Consider the following 16,486-nt stretch of genomic DNA (forward strand, 5'->3'; position numbering starts at 1 on the left):
CTGATGTTGCAATGGTGACCTCAACGACAGGCTTACTGTGGCAACCTCAGCACGCGAGATTCCTCGCGCTGCTCGGAATGACGGGCTTTCTGATTCCTTAGCGGCCAACTTCTTCCGAAGACGGCTCCACGAGGCCCAGCACGGCGCTGGTACGCTCCCGGATGCGGGTCACGAGGGCGGGCTCCTCGGCCAGGTGATGGCCGAAGGAAGGAATCATTTCGCGGAACTTGGCCTGCCACTGCTCCGTGGCGGCCTGGCGGGGGAAGCACTTCTGCACCAGCTCCAGCATGATGCTCACGGCCGTGGAGGCCCCGGGCGAAGCACCCAGCAGGGCCGCAATGGAGCCATCGGCGGCCGTTACCATCTCGGTGCCGAATTCGAGCACCCCGCCCTGCTTCTTATCTTTCTTGATGACCTGCACGCGCTGGCCGGCCACGGCCAGCTCCCAGTCCTGGGCCTGGGCCTCGGGCATGTACTCGCGCAGGGCCGCCACCCGGTCCTGGGGCGACTGGCGCACCTGCTGGATGAGGTACTTGGTGAGCGAGAGGTTCTTGAGGCCGGCCATAATCATGGGCTTCACGTTGCCCAGCTGAATGGAGGCCGGCAGATCGAAGTAGGAGCCGGTTTTGAGGAACTTGGTGCTGAAGCCGGCGTAGGGCCCAAACAGGAGTTGCCTTTCGCCGTCGATGACGCGGGTATCGAGGTGGGGCACCGACATGGGTGGCGAGCCCACGCTGGCCTTGCCGTACACCTTGGCCTCGTGGCGGGCAATAACGGCGGGATTGGTGCAGCGCAGCCACTGCCCGCTCACCGGGAAGCCCCCGAACCCATCGGCCTCCGGAATGCCCGATTTTTCGAGCAGGGGCAGCGAGCCGCCCCCGGCCCCGATGAACACGAATTTGGCCCGCACCTTTATTTCCTGGCCGGTCTGCAGGTTTTCGGCCTTCACGCCCCAGGTGCCGTCGAACTTATGGCGCAGCTTCTGTACTTCGTGGTGGAAGTGGAACGTGACGCCGGGCTTCTGCTGCAGCAGCGTGAACATGCCCCGGGTCAGGGAGCCGAAGTTCACGTCGGTGCCCAGATCCATGCGGGTGCCGGCTACGGGCTGGGCCGGGTCGCGGCCGTCCATGACCAGCGGAATCCAGTCCTGCAACTCGGCCCGGTTTTCGGTGAACAGCATGCCCTTAAACAGGGCCGACTCGGTGAGGGCCGCGTGGCGCTTGCGCAAAAATTCCACGTTCTCGTGGCCCCACACGAAGCTCATGTGCGGAATGTGGTTGATGAAGCGCTGAATTTCCTGCACGTGGTACTGCTCCGTGAGGTAGGCCCAGAACTGCTTGCTTTCCTCGAACTGCTCGGCAATTTTGAGGGCCTTGCTGATGTCGATGCTGCCGTCGGCCTTTTCGGGGGTGTAGTTCAGCTCGCAGAAGGCCGAGTGGCCGGTGCCGGCGTTGTTCCAGGCATCGGAGCTTTCGGCGGCGGCCACGTCGAGGCGCTCGAAGATGGTGATGCTCAGGGTGGGGTCTAACTCCTTAAGCATGAGGCCCAGGGTGGCACTCATAATGCCGGCCCCGATCAGGATGACATCGGTGGGGGCGTCGGAGGGAAGCAGGGTAGCTGCGCTGGTAAGGCTCATAGGGCAAGTCGGGCAAGTCGGAAACGGGACTTAGCAAGTACGGGCGTCCGCTGAAAAGGTGGGGGCCGGCGGCGGATTTGCCGCGTTTCGGGGCGCAAAAGTACCGCGCCCCGGCCCGAAAACGCAACGCCGCGCCCAACTCTGCCACCCGCTGCCGAGGCCCGCGCCGCCGCCAACCGGCCCGGGGGCGGGCGGCGGCCCCTACTGCCAAACGGACCTACGCCGCCGGCTCCTGGGGGACGCGGGGCGCCTGGAGCGCCCGCCACTCGTGGTCGAGCATGCTCATCTCGATGAGGCTCCAGTATTCGTCTTCGTACCTGAGGATGTCGCGGGAACGGCCTTCCTGCTGCATGCCGGCCTTCTGGTAGCAGCCAATGGCGGCGTGGTTGAAGTCGTACACGCCCAAATCGATGCGGTGCAGGCCCAGGTCTTCGAAGCCGATGCGCAGCAGGGCCTTCATCATGCCCTGGCAGATGCCCCGGCGGCGGGCCGTGTTGTTGCCCACCAGCACCCGGCTGATGCGGGCGGCGTTGTTTTTGCGGCTGATGCCACCCAGGGAAATGTGGCCCACCACCTCGCCGGTAGTGGTTTCAATGGCCTTGTACACCAGCGCGTCGGAGGTGAGCGGGTCGTTGGTATCCTCCAGATACCAGGCCAGCTTGGCCTCGGTGAGCGGAAAGCTGAAGAGCGAACCCGACCAGTTCATGAGCAGGCGGGCGTCGGTAATCCAGGAAATGAGTTGCGGAAAATCGGCGGGGGTGAAGTATTCGAGGCGAATCATGCGGGGTACGGCAGCCACCGGCGGCACGGCCGGGCCGCGCAAAGGTAGCGCCGCCCCACCCCGTTTGATGCTGGGAACGGAAGCCGCCGGCCGGAAATTTAGGTGAGCCCGACCCGCCGGCCGCCCGACCCGGCTTAGCTGCCGGCCGCTGCCGCCGCCGCCGGCGAGAAGGGCTGGTCGGTGGGCTCGGTGAGGGTGCGGGTTTTGGGCAGGCTTTCGGGGTGGTGCTGCTGAATGTAGGCCACCAGATGCTCGCGGATGTCGCAGCGCAAATCGAAGGCCTGGGCCGAGTTGTGGGCGCTCATCAGGCAGCGCAGTTCCAGGGTGCGCTCCTTGGAATCTGTGACCTGCAGCACGCACACGCGCTGGTCCCAGAGTGGGTGTTGGGCCACCAGGCGTTTTAGCTCGGTGCGCACAGCCTCCACCGGGATGGCGTAATCGGTGTACAGAAACACGGTGCCCAGCAGGTGGGCCGTGGTGCGGGTCCAGTTCTGGAAGGGCTTCTCGATAAAGTAATTGAGCGGCAGCACCAGCCGGCGTTCGTCCCAGATGCAGAGCACCACGTAGGTGAACGTGATTTCCTCCACCCGGCCCCATTCGCCCTCCACCACCAGCACGTCGTCGAGGCGGATGGGCTGGGTGAAGGCAATCTGAAAGCCGGCCAGCAGGTTGCCGATGGATTTCTGGGCTGCAAAGCCGATAATGACGCTGGCAATGCCGGCCGAAGTGAGCAGGCCCGTGCCGATTTTGCGCACCGTGGCGAAGCTCATCAGCACCAGGGCCACGGCCACGAAAATAATGAGCGAGACCACCATTTTCTTCACGAACTGCAGTTGCGTAAAGAGCTTGCGCACCCGCAGGTTGTCGCCGTGGTCGTTGGCGTGGGCCAGGCGGTAATGCTGCAGCACCAGGTCCTGAATCACGTCCACGGTCTGCACCAGCCCCCAGGCGAAGGTGGTCAGCAGGGCCGTTTCCACCAGGCGGCGAGCTACTTCCAGGGCGCGGGCGGTGAGGGGCGTGAGCGGCAGCACGAAGGAGAGCACCAGCACCGGAAAAAACCAGGCGCTGGCCCGGCGCAGGTGGCGCAGCACGGAGGCGGCCAGCAGCGGGGCCGGCTCGCGGCGCACGTAGGCGGCCAGCAGGCCAAAAATAACCAGCTTCAGCACCCAGCCCATCAGCAGGCTGCCCGCCACAATACCAATAGTGGACAGCACCTGCGCAAACGGGACAGGCAGGAAATCGGGGAAAGAAAAGGTCATGCGCAGGGGCGTAACGGAGGGAAAGGCCCGGAGGCAAACGGCTTTAACTACCCGTTAGGGGCGGCAAAGGTTATCGGCGGCCGGCGGCCGGCGCCGGGTAAATCAGAAATTTTCCGCAATTTCCGGAACGCGTCGGTGCCCACTGGCGGCCGGGCTGAATCCGGCGGGAAATTTACGTTATGCTGATCCGGATGATGCACCACATTGTGTACCTGAGCGAGGCCGTGGGGGAGTTGAGCGAAGTCGAGCTCAAGGAGCTGCTGCTCCACTCGCGCCGTAAAAACGAGCAGCGTGCCGTCACGGGTGTGCTGCTCTACAGCCAGGGGCACATGTTGCAGGTGCTCGAAGGCGAAGAGCCGGAGGTGGCGCAGCTCTACGAGCGGATTGCCCGGGATTGTCGGCACACGAACCTGGTAAAACTGGCCGACGGGCCCGCCACGCACCGCGAGTTTCCCGACTGGTCGATGGGTTTTGCCGTGGCCAATACCGAAGCCTTTAGCCGGCTGGCCGGCTACTGTAACCCGGCTAATCCCGGCTTCCCGGTAGCCCGTGGCCGCCACCTGAGCCCGGCCGTACTGGCCCTGCTGCGCGAATTCGCCCACGCCCACGAAGCACCATTTTAAGGTTCCTGACAGGCTCGCCCATGCCCGCTTACCCCGCTGACTACGCCGACCTCAACCGCCGGCTCTGGAATGAGAAAACCGCTCATCACGTGGCCTCGGCCTTCTACAACGTGCCCGCCTTTCTGGCCGGAGCCTCGTCGCTGAATCCCATTGAACTGGCCCTGCTGGGCGAGGTGGCCGGCCAGCGCGTGCTGCACCTGCAATGTCATTTCGGGCAGGATTCCCTGTCGCTGAGCCGCTTGGGGGCCCGGGTCACGGGCGTGGATTTATCGGACGTGGCCGTAGACCAGGCCCGGCAGCTGAACGCGCAGCTCGGGCTGGATGCCGAGTTTATCTGCGCCGACGTCTACGATTTGCCCGGACAGCTGCCGCCCCGGTCCTTCGACGTGGTATTTACCACCTACGGCGTGCTGGGCTGGCTGCCCGACCTTTCCCGCTGGGCCGCCGTGGTGGCGCAGTTTCTGCGGCACGGCGGCCGCCTGGTGCTGGTGGAGTTTCACCCGGTAGTCTGGATGTTCGATAACGATTTCACGCGCTTCGACTACTCCTATTTCAACCGCGAAACCATCACGGAGCAGGAAACCGGCACCTACGCCGACCGGAGCGCACCCATCGAGACCACCTCCGTCACCTGGAACCACAGCCTGAGCGAGGTGCTGAGCGCCCTGCTCGGCCAGGGCCTGGAAATCCGCCACTTCGACGAGTACGACTACTCGCCCTACGACTGCCTGCCCGGCCTGGAGGATATGGGCGAGCGGCACTACCAGTTTCCGCACCTGCGCGGCAAGCTGCCGATGGTGTATTCGGTGGTCGCCCACAAAAAGTAGGGGAATGCCCCGGCCGCCGGGCCGCTACTCCACGTCGGCCGCCTGCACGAACCGGACCCCGCGCTCCTGCAGGTCGGCGCGGGCCTGCTCGTAGCCCTCAGGGGAAATGGCGCGGGTGGCGTCTTCCACCACTGCCACTGCAAAGCCTTCTTGCACGGCATCCAGGGCCGAGAAGTACACGCAGTAGTCGGCCGCCAGGCCGGCCAGCCATACCTGTCTCACGCCCCGGCCGCGCAGGTAATCGGCCAGGCCGGTGCTTTTGCGGTGGCCGTTGTCGAAAAAGCCGCTGTAGGAGTCGAGGGTGGGGTTGGTGCCCTTGCGGAAGATGGCCTCAATGCGGTGCTGGTCGAGGGCTGGGTGCAGTTCGGCCCCGGCGGTGCCCTGCACGCAGTGGTCGGGCCAGAGGGTCTGGGGCAGGCCGTGCAGCTCGCCCTGCTCGAAGGGCCGGCGGCCGGGGTGCTGGCTGGCGAAGCTGCCGTGGTTGGCCGGGTGCCAGTCCTGGGTGGCCACTACCAGCTCAAACTGCGGCTGGAGCTGGTTAACGAGGGGCAGAATGGCGTCGCCGGCGGGCACGGCCAGAGCCCCGCCGGGCACGAAGTCGTTTTGGATATCAATCAGGAGCAACGCGTTCATGGAGCAGAGCAGAAAGAAAAGTGCAAATACGGGATGAATTCCTCACAATGGGACGTTTTCTGGCCCAAAATAGAGCATAACTGACGTGTTTCCGTCGGCCCGGAATCCGTACATTTTGATACCCTAGTTCACCTCATCAACAAAGGCTATGTTATGGAACCGTTACATCATCTTATCTACCAGAGCAAGGCTACAATGGTTTTCTCGGGGCCGCAGGTAAGCCAGCTGCTCAACTGCGTACAACAGCGCAATCAGGCGGCCGGCATCACGGGCATGCTCTGGTACGACGGCCGCCGGTTTCTGCAGATTATGGAAGGGCCGGCCTCAACGCTGGAACACGTATTCTCCCGTATCTGCCTCGACTGCCGCCATACCCGGGTGCAGGTGCTGGCCAACGGCCCCATTGGGCACCGGCAGTTTACGACCTGCGCAACGGCCATCGTGAGCGGTTCGCACCCGGAGGACGGCTCTGCCCCCGGCTCGCCGCATCTGGCCGAGCAGGATGAGGCCCTGTGGCTGCTGCTGGAAGATTTCCGGCTGACTGCTCCGCCGACTGCTCTGCTGGTTGCGGCCGGCCATTCGTAGGGGCCGGCCGCCATTTCTTCGGCTACTGACTGTCCTTGGGCTCAATTCCTGCCTACCTTGCGGCCCCGCCCAGACGGCGGGACCCCGGCAGATTCAGGTAGCGTAGCAATGAGAAGTCAGATTCTGGCAGTAGCGAGTGTAGTAGCAGGCAGTTGGTTGCAGCCCGGGCGGAGCCTGGCCCAGGCCCCGGCCGCGCAGGTGGTGGCCGGTACCCAGGTATGGCTGGTGCCCCCCGCCGGGTTCGGTCCCGCGGCCGGCTTTACCGGACTGCGCCGGGGGCCGGCCGCTCTGCAGGTGCTGGATCTGAAGGGCAGCAATTATTACCGGCAGTCGCCGGGGTTTAGCGCGGCGCGGTTTGAAGCCAAAGGCGGAAAAGTAGTGGAGTTCCGCCAGCTCACGGCCGGCGACTATCCGGCCCAGTTAGTGCGCGTGCGCCTGACGCCCACGCAGGAATCGGCCCAGCTGTTGTTCGGCGACTCCACCTTCGCCGTACTGCTCGACGCCCGCTACCCCGTTGCCGATACGGCTACGGGTGCCGCGTTGCGCCACAGCCTGCTCTCGGCCACTTACCGCAAACCCGACGATGGAGCTGTGCCCACCCTGGGCAACACGGTGTTCGTGCTGGAGGAGAAGAAGTCGCCCTTCGCCCTGGCCCAGGTACGGAGCGGGCACTACACCTACTCCCTGGGTGGCCAGCGCAAGCCCGATTACGGCACCGAGCCCCTCGTGACGGTGAGCATCTATCCTTACAACCCATCCGTTACGGCCGCCGACATCAGCCGGCAGGCCCTGAGCCGTCAGAATGGGCTGACCGGGTACACGGCCCGCAAAATGACCTCGGGCAAAGTAAACGACCTAGTTACCTACGAAACCGAAGGCTTTGCCCAGTGGCAGGGGCGGCGGGTGCTGGTATACCAGCAGGTGACGGTAATCGGGAATACGGCCGTGGCCCTGCAGGGCCTGGCCCACCAGGATTTCGACACCGCCCTCGCCCAGTTCAAGAGCCTGACGCACACCATCACGGCCCGGACCCGGTAGGCGTTACGGGTTTTCAGCCTGTAAAAGGGAACTGGCCGAGCGCCTCCCAGGGGCCGCCCCGGTACGCCCACAGTCCCAGTCCCGTCCCGGTAACCGTGCAGGGCACGAAGTCGGCGGCCAGCTGCTCGTGCAGGGCTTTGGCCACGGGGGGCAGTACTTTATTCTGAACGGTGACGTGGGGGCGGAGCGGCTGGCGGTCCTGGGGCGTAAGCCAGTCGGCCCACTGGGTTTGCAACTGGCGGTGGAGCTGCCGGAGGACGTCGTTTTCGAGGCTGTAAGCCACGCCCTGCCCCAAAAACCGCAGGCCGGTTACGCGCACGTTCAGGAGGGGAGTGGCCTGGGCGAGACGGCCGAGCTCCGCCGCCACAGCGGCGTATTCGGGGCCGGGTAAGTGGTGGAACAGCGTGACGTGGGCCTGCAGAAAGTTGCGCGCCGGCGGGAAGTGGGCCTGGCGCAGGGCATCGAACTGTTGCTGGGCAGCTTCATCGAGCAGCAGCGTTACAATCAGCGGGGCATCGGAAGCGGCAGACACGGTAGGGGAGGGAAGAGGGGAAGATAGAAAGCAGACGAAACGGCCCTGCAGCGGCCGGAAGAAGTCGGGATCCGACGAGCATTCCAACGGCTGCAGGGCCGGTAGGTTCCGTTTCCGGAGGCGTTAGGGCTCCAGCACCAGCAGGCGGGAAGTAGCGGTAGTGCCCGCCTGCTGCACGCGCAGCAGGTACACGCCCTGGGGCAGACCGGCCGTACGCAGGCTGGCGTGGGTGGTGCCCGCTCCGGTGACAAGCCGGCGCACCACCTGGCCCTGAGCCGTGAGCAACTCCACTACGGCTGCCGGCTCACGGCCGGCCAGTTCCACCGTAACCTGCTGCGAAGCCGGATTAGGATAGGCAACCAGGTCTACCGGCCGGGCCACGGTCTGCACCGGGGAATAAGAGCTGGTCCCATCCTGGTCGTGCATGGCCAGGCGGTAATAGGCCAGGCCGGGCAGGGGCCGGGTGTCGGCGACGGAGTAGTGCTGGCCCTGGGGCTGGTTGCCGGCTGCCACCCGGGCCACGGGCTGCCAGCTGAGGCCGGTGGCGCTACGCTCCACCTCAAAATACGCCGCCTGCTGCTCGGTGGCGGTCGTCCAGCGCAGGCGCACGGCCGGGCCGCTGGCCTGGGCCGTGAAGCTGACCAGCGTCACGGGCAGGGGCAGGGCATCGGGAAAGCTCACCGCGTCGCCCCGGTTGCAGCCCAGGGCTGAGCCAAAGGTCTGGCCCGTGAAATTGCCGGTCAGACGGTCAATCTTGTAGAGGGTGCCGTCCTGGGCATTCACCGCGTACACGCCCCCAAACCGGTCGGTAAACATGGAGCCGATGTCCTGGGTCGCCGGAATGGGGGTGGTGGGCGTGGTCGTGACGGCCACCGGGCTGGTGCGGATGCCGCTGATGGCAATAAACTTGTCGTCCTGCCCCGCGTAGCTGATCAGCCGGTCAGTACCAGGGTCGAATACCCAGTCCTGAATGCCGCCCTCCGGCGCCGGGCCGCTGAAGCCGCTGCTGATATAACTCTGCACCTGCTGGGCGAACTGGGCAATCAGGGCCGCCGTGGCCGGGTCGCTCACATCAAGCAGGCGCCAGGTAGGGGTGGCGGTACTGAACGGGCTGAGCTGCACCTGCCCCACGTAGAAGCGGAAATTGGAAATCCTACCGGAGAAGATGTTGTAGGTGAAGGAGACGCCGCCCACAAAGTAGCCGGACGTGTTATCCCCGTCGCCGATAAAGTTCAGCGTCTGGCGGTAGGCAACATTGGGGAAGTTAGCCGACGGCAGCGGCGGCGGCGTAACGGGGCCCAGGGCCGTAGCCTGGGCCGTGGCCAGGTTGACGCGGTAAAGAGTAGGCGGCGTGCTGAAATTGGCCAGCGTGACGGGCTGCACCACGTTCATGGCGTACAGATTGGCTGGGTCCTGGGCGTTGTTGCCCAGGGCGTTGAGCACCAGTCGGGTAGTGCCCGTACGGATGGTGTCAATCAGGGTCAGCGACCCGTCGGTATTGATAATTTCCAGTACCGATGGGTTGTTGGCAGTACCCGGGCAGGCGGAACGCACGGCGTAGCTGTTGGTGGGGAACTGAGCCTGTACCCGCCAGGAAAACGCCACTAAACTGCAGATAAGGAAGAGCTTTTTCATTTTTGGAAAGGAAGGAGTGGGGTGTGGCCGAATGGTAACCTGCTTCTAAACAATGTTTTGCTGTTTAAATAAGATACGCATTCTCTCGCTTCTAACTCCGTTTTCTCAAATTTGGATGCTTTTTGACCCAGGTATTTTTAAGTATTTATATAGGAATAATAACATTAAAAGTTGCTTTTCCGGATTTGCGGGCCGTTCTGAGCATCTTTGAGGCTCCTTAGCTCTGCCCATGTCCTACACCCTGCTCCTGCGCCACTGCGGCCAGCTCCTGACGCTGGCCGGACCCACTGCCGCCCGTCCCCTGGCCGGTCCCGCCCAGGCCAGCTGGGCGGTGATTCCGGACGGCTACGTGGCCTGCTCCGGGGCGCGGATTGTGGCCCTGGGGCCCATGGCGGAGCTCGACGAAACCCAGGTGACGCCCGCCACCCGCGTGGTGGATGCCGCCGGCCGGGTCGTGCTGCCGGGCCTGGTGGAATGCCACACCCACCTGGTGTTCGGGGGCAACCGGGCGGCGGAGTTCCAGCGCAAGTTGCAGGGTGAAACCTACCTTGATATTCTGGCCAGCGGCGGCGGCATTCTGAGCACCGTGCGCGCCACCCGGGCCGCCCCGGAGGCCGAGCTGCTGGACAATGCCCTGCACCACCTGACCGGCTTCCGGCGCTATGGCGTGACCACGCTCGAAGCCAAGAGCGGCTACGGCCTCGAGGCCGAAACCGAGCTGCGCCTGCTACGGGTGGCCCGGGAGGCCGGCCGCCGCCAGCCGGTGCGGGTGGTGCCCACCTTCCTGGGCGCTCACGTGCCTGGGCCCGAGTACCGCGGCCGCCCCGCCGAGTACCTGCAGATGCTGGTGCAGGACGTGCTGCCCCAGCTTAACCCCGTCGAGGTGCCGTTCGTGGATATTTTCTGCGAGGAAGGCGCCTTCAGCGTGGCCGAGTCGCGGGATTTTCTCACGCGGGCGCAGCAACTGGGCTTCGGCCTGAAAATCCATGCCGAGCAGCTCCACGAGCTGGGTGGCTGCGAAATGGCCGCCGCGCTGGGTGCCGTCAGCCTCGACCACGCCGACTACCTCACCCCCGAGGCCGCCGCCCGCATTGCCGACCAGACTCAGGGGCACACCGTGGCGGTGCTGCTGCCGCTGGTGCCGCTGTTTCTGCGCCAGGAACGCTACGCCCCCGGCCGGGCCTTCATCGACGCGGGCCTGCCAGTGGCCGTCAGTACCGATTTCAACCCGGGCTCCTGCCCCAGCAAAAACCTGTGGCTGGCCCTGAGCATGGCCTGCCTGAAAATGGGCCTCACCCCCCGCGAGGCCCTGGCCGCCGTCACCATCAACGCGGCCTGGGCCATCGGGCAGCAACGGGAGTGCGGCTCCCTGGCGCCCGGCAAGCGCGCCGACCTGCTGGTGCTGGACGTGGCCACGGCCGAGGAAATTCCCTACTGGCTGGGTGAAAATCCGGTCCGCCACGTCATCATCGGCGGCGAGCTGCTGGAGGATAAGGCCTGAGGACCGCCCGTAAAAAAGGCCCGGCTCTGCAAACGAGAGCCGGGCCTTTCGATAAAGTGTTGCGCTCAGAGAGAAGTTAGCTCAGCCACCAGGGCGGCGGCAGTGGTTTCCTGCAGGACCGGCGCAAACGGCGTACCGGCCTGCACCGTACCGTCTTGCCGGCCGTAGTAAAGCTTGTCGTTTTCGGTGCGGATGACCACAATGCTCACGCGGGCCCCCTGGGGCACGTTGGCGGTCTGGAACACGTTGGGGGCGGTGAAATTGCAGACGGCGAGCGTGCCGTTCATGTCCCGGAATACGGCAAAAACCATTGTATTCAGGTCGCTGACATTGGTGGCGGGCACTTGTACCACGAGGGGCAGCGGGTTAGGCGTGCCGTAGAACCGGTCGCAGTTAAACCAGCCGATGCCGTTGTTGTACAACAGGCTGCTAACGGTCATTGTGTTGCCTGTGGCCGTGGGCGTGAGAGTAGAGCCCGGATCACTATTCAGGTTCCAGTTGAAGCAGTTGTTGGATCCCGTACCCGCAGAAGCCGGGGCCACAAACAGACGCATGGAGTCGCGGCTGGCCAGGGTGGGCGGGTTTTGGGTCTGCAGGCGGATAACGGCCCCAGACACCATGCGCACCGTGGAATCCTGGTCGGCGGCGCGCAGGAACACTTCCCCCGCCGACTCCAGCAGCTGCCCGTTCGATACGGTGGGCATGTTGCTGAGCACCATGTCGGCCCGGCTAAAAATTTCGCGCAGCGTCAGCTGAATCGGGGCCGAGATGGGCTGGCCATGCCGTACGAAGGCATTGGCGGGAATTGTCACGATGGTGCCCTTCGCGCCGGTAAAGGTATTTACCTGGCCCGGCGTGTAGGTAAAGGTCTGGCGGGCGGCCCCGAGTTGGGTTTGCAGGTCGCGGATGGTGGCCGGAACCGGGAGCTGGGGGCCGGGCGTGGTGCCATCCTCACAGACAACGATACCCGCGTCGAACTGGCAGGCGGACAGCAAAGGCAGCAGCAGAGCAGCGAACAGAAGACGTTTCATAGTACAAGGGGGATAGGGGAGGATACTGGAATGAAGGATTAATGCTGGCGTGGGTCGAGGTCCCAGCTGTAGCCTACCTGCACGCCCACGCTCCAGGGGCGGCGCGCGGTGCGATTACCGAGGGTAAGCGAGTTAAGGAACAGCTGGCCCTGGGGCCGAATGGTGAGCCACTGTCCCGGGGCAACCTGGTAATTGGCAAACGCCCCAACGGTCAGGGCTAGGTTCAGGCGCTGGAAGGTGGAGTCAGCGGTGCCCGGAATCCAGCGCCGCTGGCCGCAGTTGCAGACCGAGCCTTCAGTGGTGCGTGCGCCGGTAAGCAGGGCCAGTGTACCGCCGCCCAGCACCCCGTAGCGCCAGCGGTGGTTGCCCTGTAACGTGAACTGGGCTTGTACCGGGATGGTCACGAAGTTGTACACGTCGCGGAAGTCAATCTGCCGGGTCTGGTCCGTAGCGGTTTTCTTGAGCGTGTAGCGCATCGCGTTGGCATACTGCGCGAAACCCAGCCCCCCGGCCACCGTGAGTTGGCGCGACCAAGCGTAGGCGCCCATCAGCTGCCCGCTGCCACCTATGGCCGGCCGCTCCAGACCCTCGAGCTGAGTGGGCGACCCACCCAGCAACCGGTACGTCAGGCCCGGGCCGCCGGTGAGCTGCACGCTCCAGTTGTGCAGGCGCAGCTCCTGCTGGGTCGGGCGCTTGGCGCGGGGGAGACGCTGACGGTTCACCTCGGGTTCTTCGGTCAGGGCTGGGGGCGTGAGAAGCGGGCGCAAAGCCAGCGGCTCATTCGTGAACGAAGCGGCCGATTCGGGTTGAGCTGCCTGGTCGGTAGCCCGGTCCCGCCGGCTCAGCGGCCGACCTTCTACGCGGCTGCGTAGTCCGGGCCGGTCAGTGGTCCGGGAGTGAGCCTGCGTCCCGCCCCGGTCAGCTGCCGCCACCAAACCCAATCGGCGGGCAACCGCCGTGCGAGATTCCGCCGCGGTCCGGTTTCGACGGCTGGTGGTGCCTTCGGTGGCGGCATAGCGGGCCACGTCCGAAGCGTCGGAACCGGTGCGGAGGCGCGTCCGGCGGCGGTTGGGCAGCACGCCGAACCGGCCACTGGGTCGCTTGGCCGCCAGTGGGGCCAGTCGCCCCAGGCGGATGGTCGTCCGCTCGTTCGGGCCCGCGCCAGCGGCCAACGGGTCATCCCCGGCGCTGGTAGCCGCGGGCGGGTTGACACCCGTTGAATTAGCTGCGGCGGCCGTAGCCGGCGAGGTATTGGCCAGCTGCTCAGAAGCCGACGAGCCAGTCATCGACCCCGATTCAGAGTTGCGTTGGGTCGCCACCGAGCCGTCCGTTGGCGCGACCTGCTCCGCTGAAGAGCCGCCGAAAAGTGGCCGCCAATACGGAGTGGTTACCGTGATGCTGACCAGCAGCAGGGCCAGCAGCAGCACCGGCGCCAGCCGCCGCCAGCGGGGCGGCCGCGGGGGCGGCAGCTGCTGCTGAATGCCCGCCCACGCCGATTCGGGCGGCGGGCTCCCGTAATTTTCCAGCTTGCGGCGCAGGTCCTGGTAAAATGGATCAGAGTCTTGCTCAGTCATGACAATGGGAGATGTGGGCCTGCTGGTGCAGGCGTTCTTCGAGCAGGCGGCGGGCCCGGGAGAGTTGCGATTTGCTGGTGCCTTCCGAAATGCCCAGCAGCTCCCCGATTTCGGCGTGCGAGTAGCCCTCAATGGCGTAGAGGTTGAGCACGGTCCGGTAGCCCGGGGGCAGGGCGTTGATCTGGCGAATCAGGTCCTCGGCCGAAAGCTGGTCGAAGGGCGTGCCGCCGGGGGCGGGTACGTCGTGGGCTTCGTCGGCGTCGAGGTGGGAGCCGCGCTGCTGGTGCTGGTGCCAGAGGTTGAGGGAGGTGGTCACGGCAATGCGCCGGGCCCAGGCCTCAAACGGCCCCTGGTTGCGGAACTGGTCGAGGCGGGTAAAAATCTTGACGAAGGTGAGCTGCAGGGCATCCTCGGCTTCCTCCCGGGAAGGGCAGTAGCGCAGGCACACGCCCATTAGGTGGTAGCCCAGCCGCTCGTACAGGCCCCGTTGGGCCGCCGGCCGGCCACGCCGGCAGCCCGCTAGCAGGGTATCAAGTGATTCGGCCATAGGCGGGGAAGAATAAGCAAGTAGACATGTCGTACGCTAGCGTTCTGCCCCCATGACCGACCCGGGTAGCGCCGGGGTTGCGTGGAGGAAAGAAATATTTTCATTGTCCGATAAAGCCCCGCAACATACGACACGCTACCGCCCGAAACCGTAGTTTCGCCTTCTCGTCGTGCGCCGTTGGCCGGCGGGCTTATCTGCTTCTATTTTCCCGCTCCGCTATGCAGCTGCCCCTCTACCAGATTGATGCCTTTTCCGACCGGCCCTTTGCCGGCAACCCCGCCGCCGTGTGCCCGCTCCGCGAGTGGCTGCCGGCCGAAATCATGCAGGCCATAGCCGCCGAAAACAACCTCGCCGAAACGGCCTTCTTCGTGCCCAAAGCCGGCAGTGAGGGCGAGTATGAGCTGCGCTGGTTTACGCCGGCCGTGGAAGTGGAGCTCTGCGGCCACGCTACCCTGGCTTCGGCCCACGTGCTGTACCGCCACCTGGGGTTCACGGGCCCGGAAATCGTGTTTCACTCGAAAAGCGGCCCGCTGCGCGTCAGCCAGGCCGAAGGCGGCCTGCTCACCCTCGACTTCCCGGCCCGGCCCCCGCACCCCATTACCGCGCACCCCGACGGCCTGCTCGACGGCCTGCGCGCCACCCCGCTGCAGCTGCTGGCCGGCCCCGACCTGGTGTGCGTCTTCGCCACCGAGGCTGAAGTGCGCGCCCTGCAGCCCAACCAGAACCGCCTGGCCGAAATAGCCTACCGGGGCATTATCGCCACCGCCCCCGGCTCCGACGGGGTGGACTTCGTGTCGCGCTTTTTCGGGCCCCGGGTGGGCGTGCCCGAAGACCCGGTGACGGGCTCGGCCCACACCACGCTGGTGCCCTACTGGGCCGACCGGCTGGGCAAGCTGCACCTGCACGCCCGCCAGGTATCGGCCCGCAGCGGCGACCTGTGGTGCGAGCTGCGCGCCGACCGGGTGCTGATGAGCGGCCACGCCGTCACATATCTGCGGGGCGAGATAGAAGTGCCGGCGTAGTGGATGCCGGAATCCGCAAAGTGCTAATGATAAGTGGATTACAGCAGAATGTGGCCACTCAGGGCGCTTCTCATGATAAGCTAGTGCTGAAGGCCTATTGGAGCGAACACACGCTGCGTGAGGCCGCGGCTTGCTGAACGGCCAGCCATTTATATACCCTCAACGTATCCGAGCAACCTATGCCTTTCCGCCGATTCTCCGCCTCCGTTCTGAGCCTAATGCTACTGGCAGCAGGCCCCCTGCAAGCCCAGCAAACCGATACTCCCGCGCAGCTGGTGAAGCAGGGCGTGGCCCTCTACGACCAGGGCAAATACGACGAAGCCGTGCTCCGCTACAAGCAGGCCCTCCGGCAGGATCCGGGTAACCACACCGCCCGCTACGAGCTGGCTATGACCTACAACGCCCTGGGCCAGAACGAGGAAGCCGTGGCCCTGTGCCGCAAGCTGGCCAAGGACGACCCCGAGCCCGGCCCCAGCCTCTACGACACCTGGGGCAACGCTCTCGACGGTCTGCACAAGCCCAAGGACGCCGTGAAGGTGTACCAGCAGGGCCTGCGCTTTTACCCCAACGAAGGCTCGCTCTACTACAACCTGGGCGTGACGCAGGCCGTGAGTCTGGGGCAACTGGAGGAGTCGATGGCCAGCATGCAGCAGGCCGTGCGCTGCCGGCCCACCCACGTCAATTCGGTTAATACGCTGATGCAGCTCACCCTCAAGCAGGGCAACCGCGTGCCGGCCCTGCTCGAAATGCTGCGCCAGCTCCAGCTGGAGCCCACCGGCGAACGGGCCGCCGTCACCCTGAAAGGCTTAGACCAGCTGGTGGGGCGGGGCGTGGAAAAGACCGGCGAGCAGGCCGTCACCATCAACGTATCTAGGGAGTCTTTGAAGAACAGCGGCCGGAAGAACCAGCCCGATAATTTCGGTCACGCCGACATGCTGCTGAGCATGAGCGGCGCCCTCGACTACAGCGAGGAAAATAAGGATAAAACGCCCACCGAGCAGCTCATCCGCAAGCTCGAATCCCTGATTAGCGTGCTCGAGGAGCAGCACCCGGCCACGCAGCCGGGCTTTGCCTGGCAGTACTTCGTGCCCTATTTCGTGGAGCTGAAAAAGCAGGGCTACCTGCCCGCGCTGGCTTACTCGGTGCAGGCTTCGCGGGCCGCTGCCACGCCCGAGGTGCAGCAGTGGCTGGCGGCCCACACGGCCACCCTGGAAGAATACCAGCACTGGTCGGAAGCCTACAGCTGGCCCAAATAGGGGCCG

16 protein-coding genes are annotated in these 16,486 nt (G+C 65.1%); 7 read left to right on the forward strand and 9 right to left on the reverse strand.

Annotation, left to right across the window (positions count from 1 at the left end):
• Positions 1-97: 97 nt before the first annotated feature.
• The 3 genes from KLP40_RS06175 to KLP40_RS06185 form a co-directional block, all read right to left on the reverse strand.
• On the reverse strand, positions 98-1,636 hold the full coding sequence (locus KLP40_RS06175; RefSeq protein WP_215592892.1) for a malate:quinone oxidoreductase: 1,539 nt from the start codon (positions 1,634-1,636) through the stop codon (positions 98-100).
• 217 nt (positions 1,637-1,853) lie between these two features.
• Positions 1,854-2,417 (reverse strand): GNAT family N-acetyltransferase, encoded by a 564-nt coding sequence (locus KLP40_RS06180; protein ID WP_215592893.1) that lies wholly within the window; start codon positions 2,415-2,417, stop codon positions 1,854-1,856.
• Between the two features lie 134 nt (positions 2,418-2,551).
• Positions 2,552-3,676 carry a mechanosensitive ion channel family protein gene (locus KLP40_RS06185; protein ID WP_246558666.1) on the reverse strand — a complete coding sequence of 375 codons (1,125 nt, stop codon included), beginning with the start codon at positions 3,674-3,676 and terminating at the stop codon, positions 2,552-2,554.
• Positions 3,677-3,855: 179 nt separating this feature from the next.
• Between KLP40_RS06185 and KLP40_RS06190 the strand changes: the two genes are divergently transcribed.
• Both KLP40_RS06190 and KLP40_RS06195 read left to right on the forward strand, forming a co-directional pair.
• A complete protein-coding gene (locus KLP40_RS06190) occupies positions 3,856-4,299 on the forward strand; it encodes a BLUF domain-containing protein (protein WP_215592894.1) in 444 nt (147 codons plus the stop codon).
• 20 nt (positions 4,300-4,319) lie between these two features.
• Positions 4,320-5,126, forward strand: coding sequence for a class I SAM-dependent methyltransferase (locus tag KLP40_RS06195; RefSeq protein ID WP_215592895.1), 807 nt, complete (start codon positions 4,320-4,322; stop codon positions 5,124-5,126).
• 24 nt (positions 5,127-5,150) lie between these two features.
• On the opposite strand, the gene pncA is transcribed toward KLP40_RS06195, so the two are convergent.
• The gene (pncA, locus tag KLP40_RS06200; protein WP_215592896.1) at positions 5,151-5,759 is read right to left on the reverse strand and encodes a bifunctional nicotinamidase/pyrazinamidase; all 609 of its coding nucleotides are present in this window, start codon (positions 5,757-5,759) and stop codon (positions 5,151-5,153) included.
• 153 nt (positions 5,760-5,912) lie between these two features.
• On the opposite strand from pncA, the gene KLP40_RS06205 reads away from it, so the two are divergent.
• Positions 5,913-6,344: a BLUF domain-containing protein gene (locus KLP40_RS06205; RefSeq protein WP_215592897.1), complete on the forward strand. Its 432-nt coding sequence runs from the start codon at positions 5,913-5,915 to the stop codon at positions 6,342-6,344.
• Between the two features lie 108 nt (positions 6,345-6,452).
• Positions 6,453-7,382, forward strand: a complete 930-nt coding sequence (locus KLP40_RS06210) for a hypothetical protein (RefSeq protein WP_215592898.1) — start codon at positions 6,453-6,455, stop codon at positions 7,380-7,382.
• A 13-nt stretch (positions 7,383-7,395) separates the two neighbouring features.
• Here the strand turns inward: KLP40_RS06210 and KLP40_RS06215 are convergent, their stop codons facing one another.
• Both KLP40_RS06215 and KLP40_RS06220 read right to left on the reverse strand, forming a co-directional pair.
• A complete protein-coding gene (locus KLP40_RS06215) occupies positions 7,396-7,914 on the reverse strand; it encodes a 2'-5' RNA ligase family protein (RefSeq protein WP_215592899.1) in 519 nt (172 codons plus the stop codon).
• Positions 7,915-8,037: 123 nt separating this feature from the next.
• The gene (locus KLP40_RS06220; RefSeq protein ID WP_215592900.1) at positions 8,038-9,549 is read right to left on the reverse strand and encodes a T9SS type A sorting domain-containing protein; all 1,512 of its coding nucleotides are present in this window, start codon (positions 9,547-9,549) and stop codon (positions 8,038-8,040) included.
• Positions 9,550-9,778: 229 nt separating this feature from the next.
• Between KLP40_RS06220 and hutI the strand changes: the two genes are divergently transcribed.
• Complete coding sequence (gene hutI, locus KLP40_RS06225) at positions 9,779-11,050, forward strand: imidazolonepropionase (protein ID WP_215592902.1); 1,272 nt, start codon at positions 9,779-9,781, stop codon at positions 11,048-11,050.
• Between the two features lie 65 nt (positions 11,051-11,115).
• On the opposite strand, the gene KLP40_RS06230 is transcribed toward hutI, so the two are convergent.
• Genes KLP40_RS06230 through KLP40_RS06240 form a run of 3 tightly spaced genes read right to left on the reverse strand, consistent with a single transcriptional unit; the run spans position 11,116 to position 14,202 of the window.
• Complete coding sequence (locus KLP40_RS06230; protein WP_215592903.1) at positions 11,116-12,081, reverse strand: hypothetical protein; 966 nt, start codon at positions 12,079-12,081, stop codon at positions 11,116-11,118.
• Between the two features lie 38 nt (positions 12,082-12,119).
• Positions 12,120-13,655, reverse strand: coding sequence for a hypothetical protein (locus KLP40_RS06235; RefSeq protein WP_215592904.1), 1,536 nt, complete (start codon positions 13,653-13,655; stop codon positions 12,120-12,122).
• Positions 13,648-14,202, reverse strand: a complete 555-nt coding sequence (locus tag KLP40_RS06240) for an RNA polymerase sigma factor (protein WP_215592905.1) — start codon at positions 14,200-14,202, stop codon at positions 13,648-13,650. Before KLP40_RS06240 ends, KLP40_RS06235 begins: the two co-directional genes overlap by 8 nt.
• A 218-nt stretch (positions 14,203-14,420) precedes the next feature.
• On the opposite strand from KLP40_RS06240, the gene KLP40_RS06245 reads away from it, so the two are divergent.
• On the forward strand, positions 14,421-15,224 hold the full coding sequence (locus KLP40_RS06245; RefSeq protein WP_215592906.1) for a PhzF family phenazine biosynthesis protein: 804 nt from the start codon (positions 14,421-14,423) through the stop codon (positions 15,222-15,224).
• A 218-nt stretch (positions 15,225-15,442) separates the two neighbouring features.
• Positions 15,443-16,480 carry a tetratricopeptide repeat protein gene (locus KLP40_RS06250; RefSeq protein WP_215592908.1) on the forward strand — a complete coding sequence of 346 codons (1,038 nt, stop codon included), beginning with the start codon at positions 15,443-15,445 and terminating at the stop codon, positions 16,478-16,480.
• Positions 16,481-16,486 lie beyond the last annotated feature (6 nt).

Source organism: Hymenobacter piscis (assembly GCF_018760735.1).
GTDB classification, from domain to species: domain Bacteria; phylum Bacteroidota; class Bacteroidia; order Cytophagales; family Hymenobacteraceae; genus Hymenobacter; species Hymenobacter piscis.

Excerpts from the sequence above, each read along its gene's own strand:
- KLP40_RS06175 (WP_215592892.1), bottom strand. The coding sequence starts at position 1,636 with ATGAGCCTTACCAGCGCAGCTACCCTGCTTCCCTCCGACGCCCCCACC.
- KLP40_RS06180 (WP_215592893.1), bottom strand. The coding sequence starts at position 2,417 with ATGATTCGCCTCGAATACTTCACCCCCGCCGATTTTCCGCAACTCATT.
- KLP40_RS06185 (WP_246558666.1), bottom strand. The coding sequence starts at position 3,676 with ATGACCTTTTCTTTCCCCGATTTCCTGCCTGTCCCGTTTGCGCAGGTG.
- KLP40_RS06190 (WP_215592894.1), top strand. The coding sequence starts at position 3,856 with ATGCTGATCCGGATGATGCACCACATTGTGTACCTGAGCGAGGCCGTG.
- KLP40_RS06195 (WP_215592895.1), top strand. The coding sequence starts at position 4,320 with ATGCCCGCTTACCCCGCTGACTACGCCGACCTCAACCGCCGGCTCTGG.
- pncA (WP_215592896.1), bottom strand. The coding sequence starts at position 5,759 with ATGAACGCGTTGCTCCTGATTGATATCCAAAACGACTTCGTGCCCGGC.
- KLP40_RS06205 (WP_215592897.1), top strand. The coding sequence starts at position 5,913 with ATGGAACCGTTACATCATCTTATCTACCAGAGCAAGGCTACAATGGTT.
- KLP40_RS06210 (WP_215592898.1), top strand. The coding sequence starts at position 6,453 with ATGAGAAGTCAGATTCTGGCAGTAGCGAGTGTAGTAGCAGGCAGTTGG.
- KLP40_RS06220 (WP_215592900.1), bottom strand. The coding sequence starts at position 9,549 with ATGAAAAAGCTCTTCCTTATCTGCAGTTTAGTGGCGTTTTCCTGGCGG.
- hutI (WP_215592902.1), top strand. The coding sequence starts at position 9,779 with ATGTCCTACACCCTGCTCCTGCGCCACTGCGGCCAGCTCCTGACGCTG.
- KLP40_RS06230 (WP_215592903.1), bottom strand. The coding sequence starts at position 12,081 with ATGAAACGTCTTCTGTTCGCTGCTCTGCTGCTGCCTTTGCTGTCCGCC.
- KLP40_RS06235 (WP_215592904.1), bottom strand. The coding sequence starts at position 13,655 with ATGACTGAGCAAGACTCTGATCCATTTTACCAGGACCTGCGCCGCAAG.
- KLP40_RS06240 (WP_215592905.1), bottom strand. The coding sequence starts at position 14,202 with ATGGCCGAATCACTTGATACCCTGCTAGCGGGCTGCCGGCGTGGCCGG.
- KLP40_RS06245 (WP_215592906.1), top strand. The coding sequence starts at position 14,421 with ATGCAGCTGCCCCTCTACCAGATTGATGCCTTTTCCGACCGGCCCTTT.
- KLP40_RS06250 (WP_215592908.1), top strand. The coding sequence starts at position 15,443 with ATGCTACTGGCAGCAGGCCCCCTGCAAGCCCAGCAAACCGATACTCCC.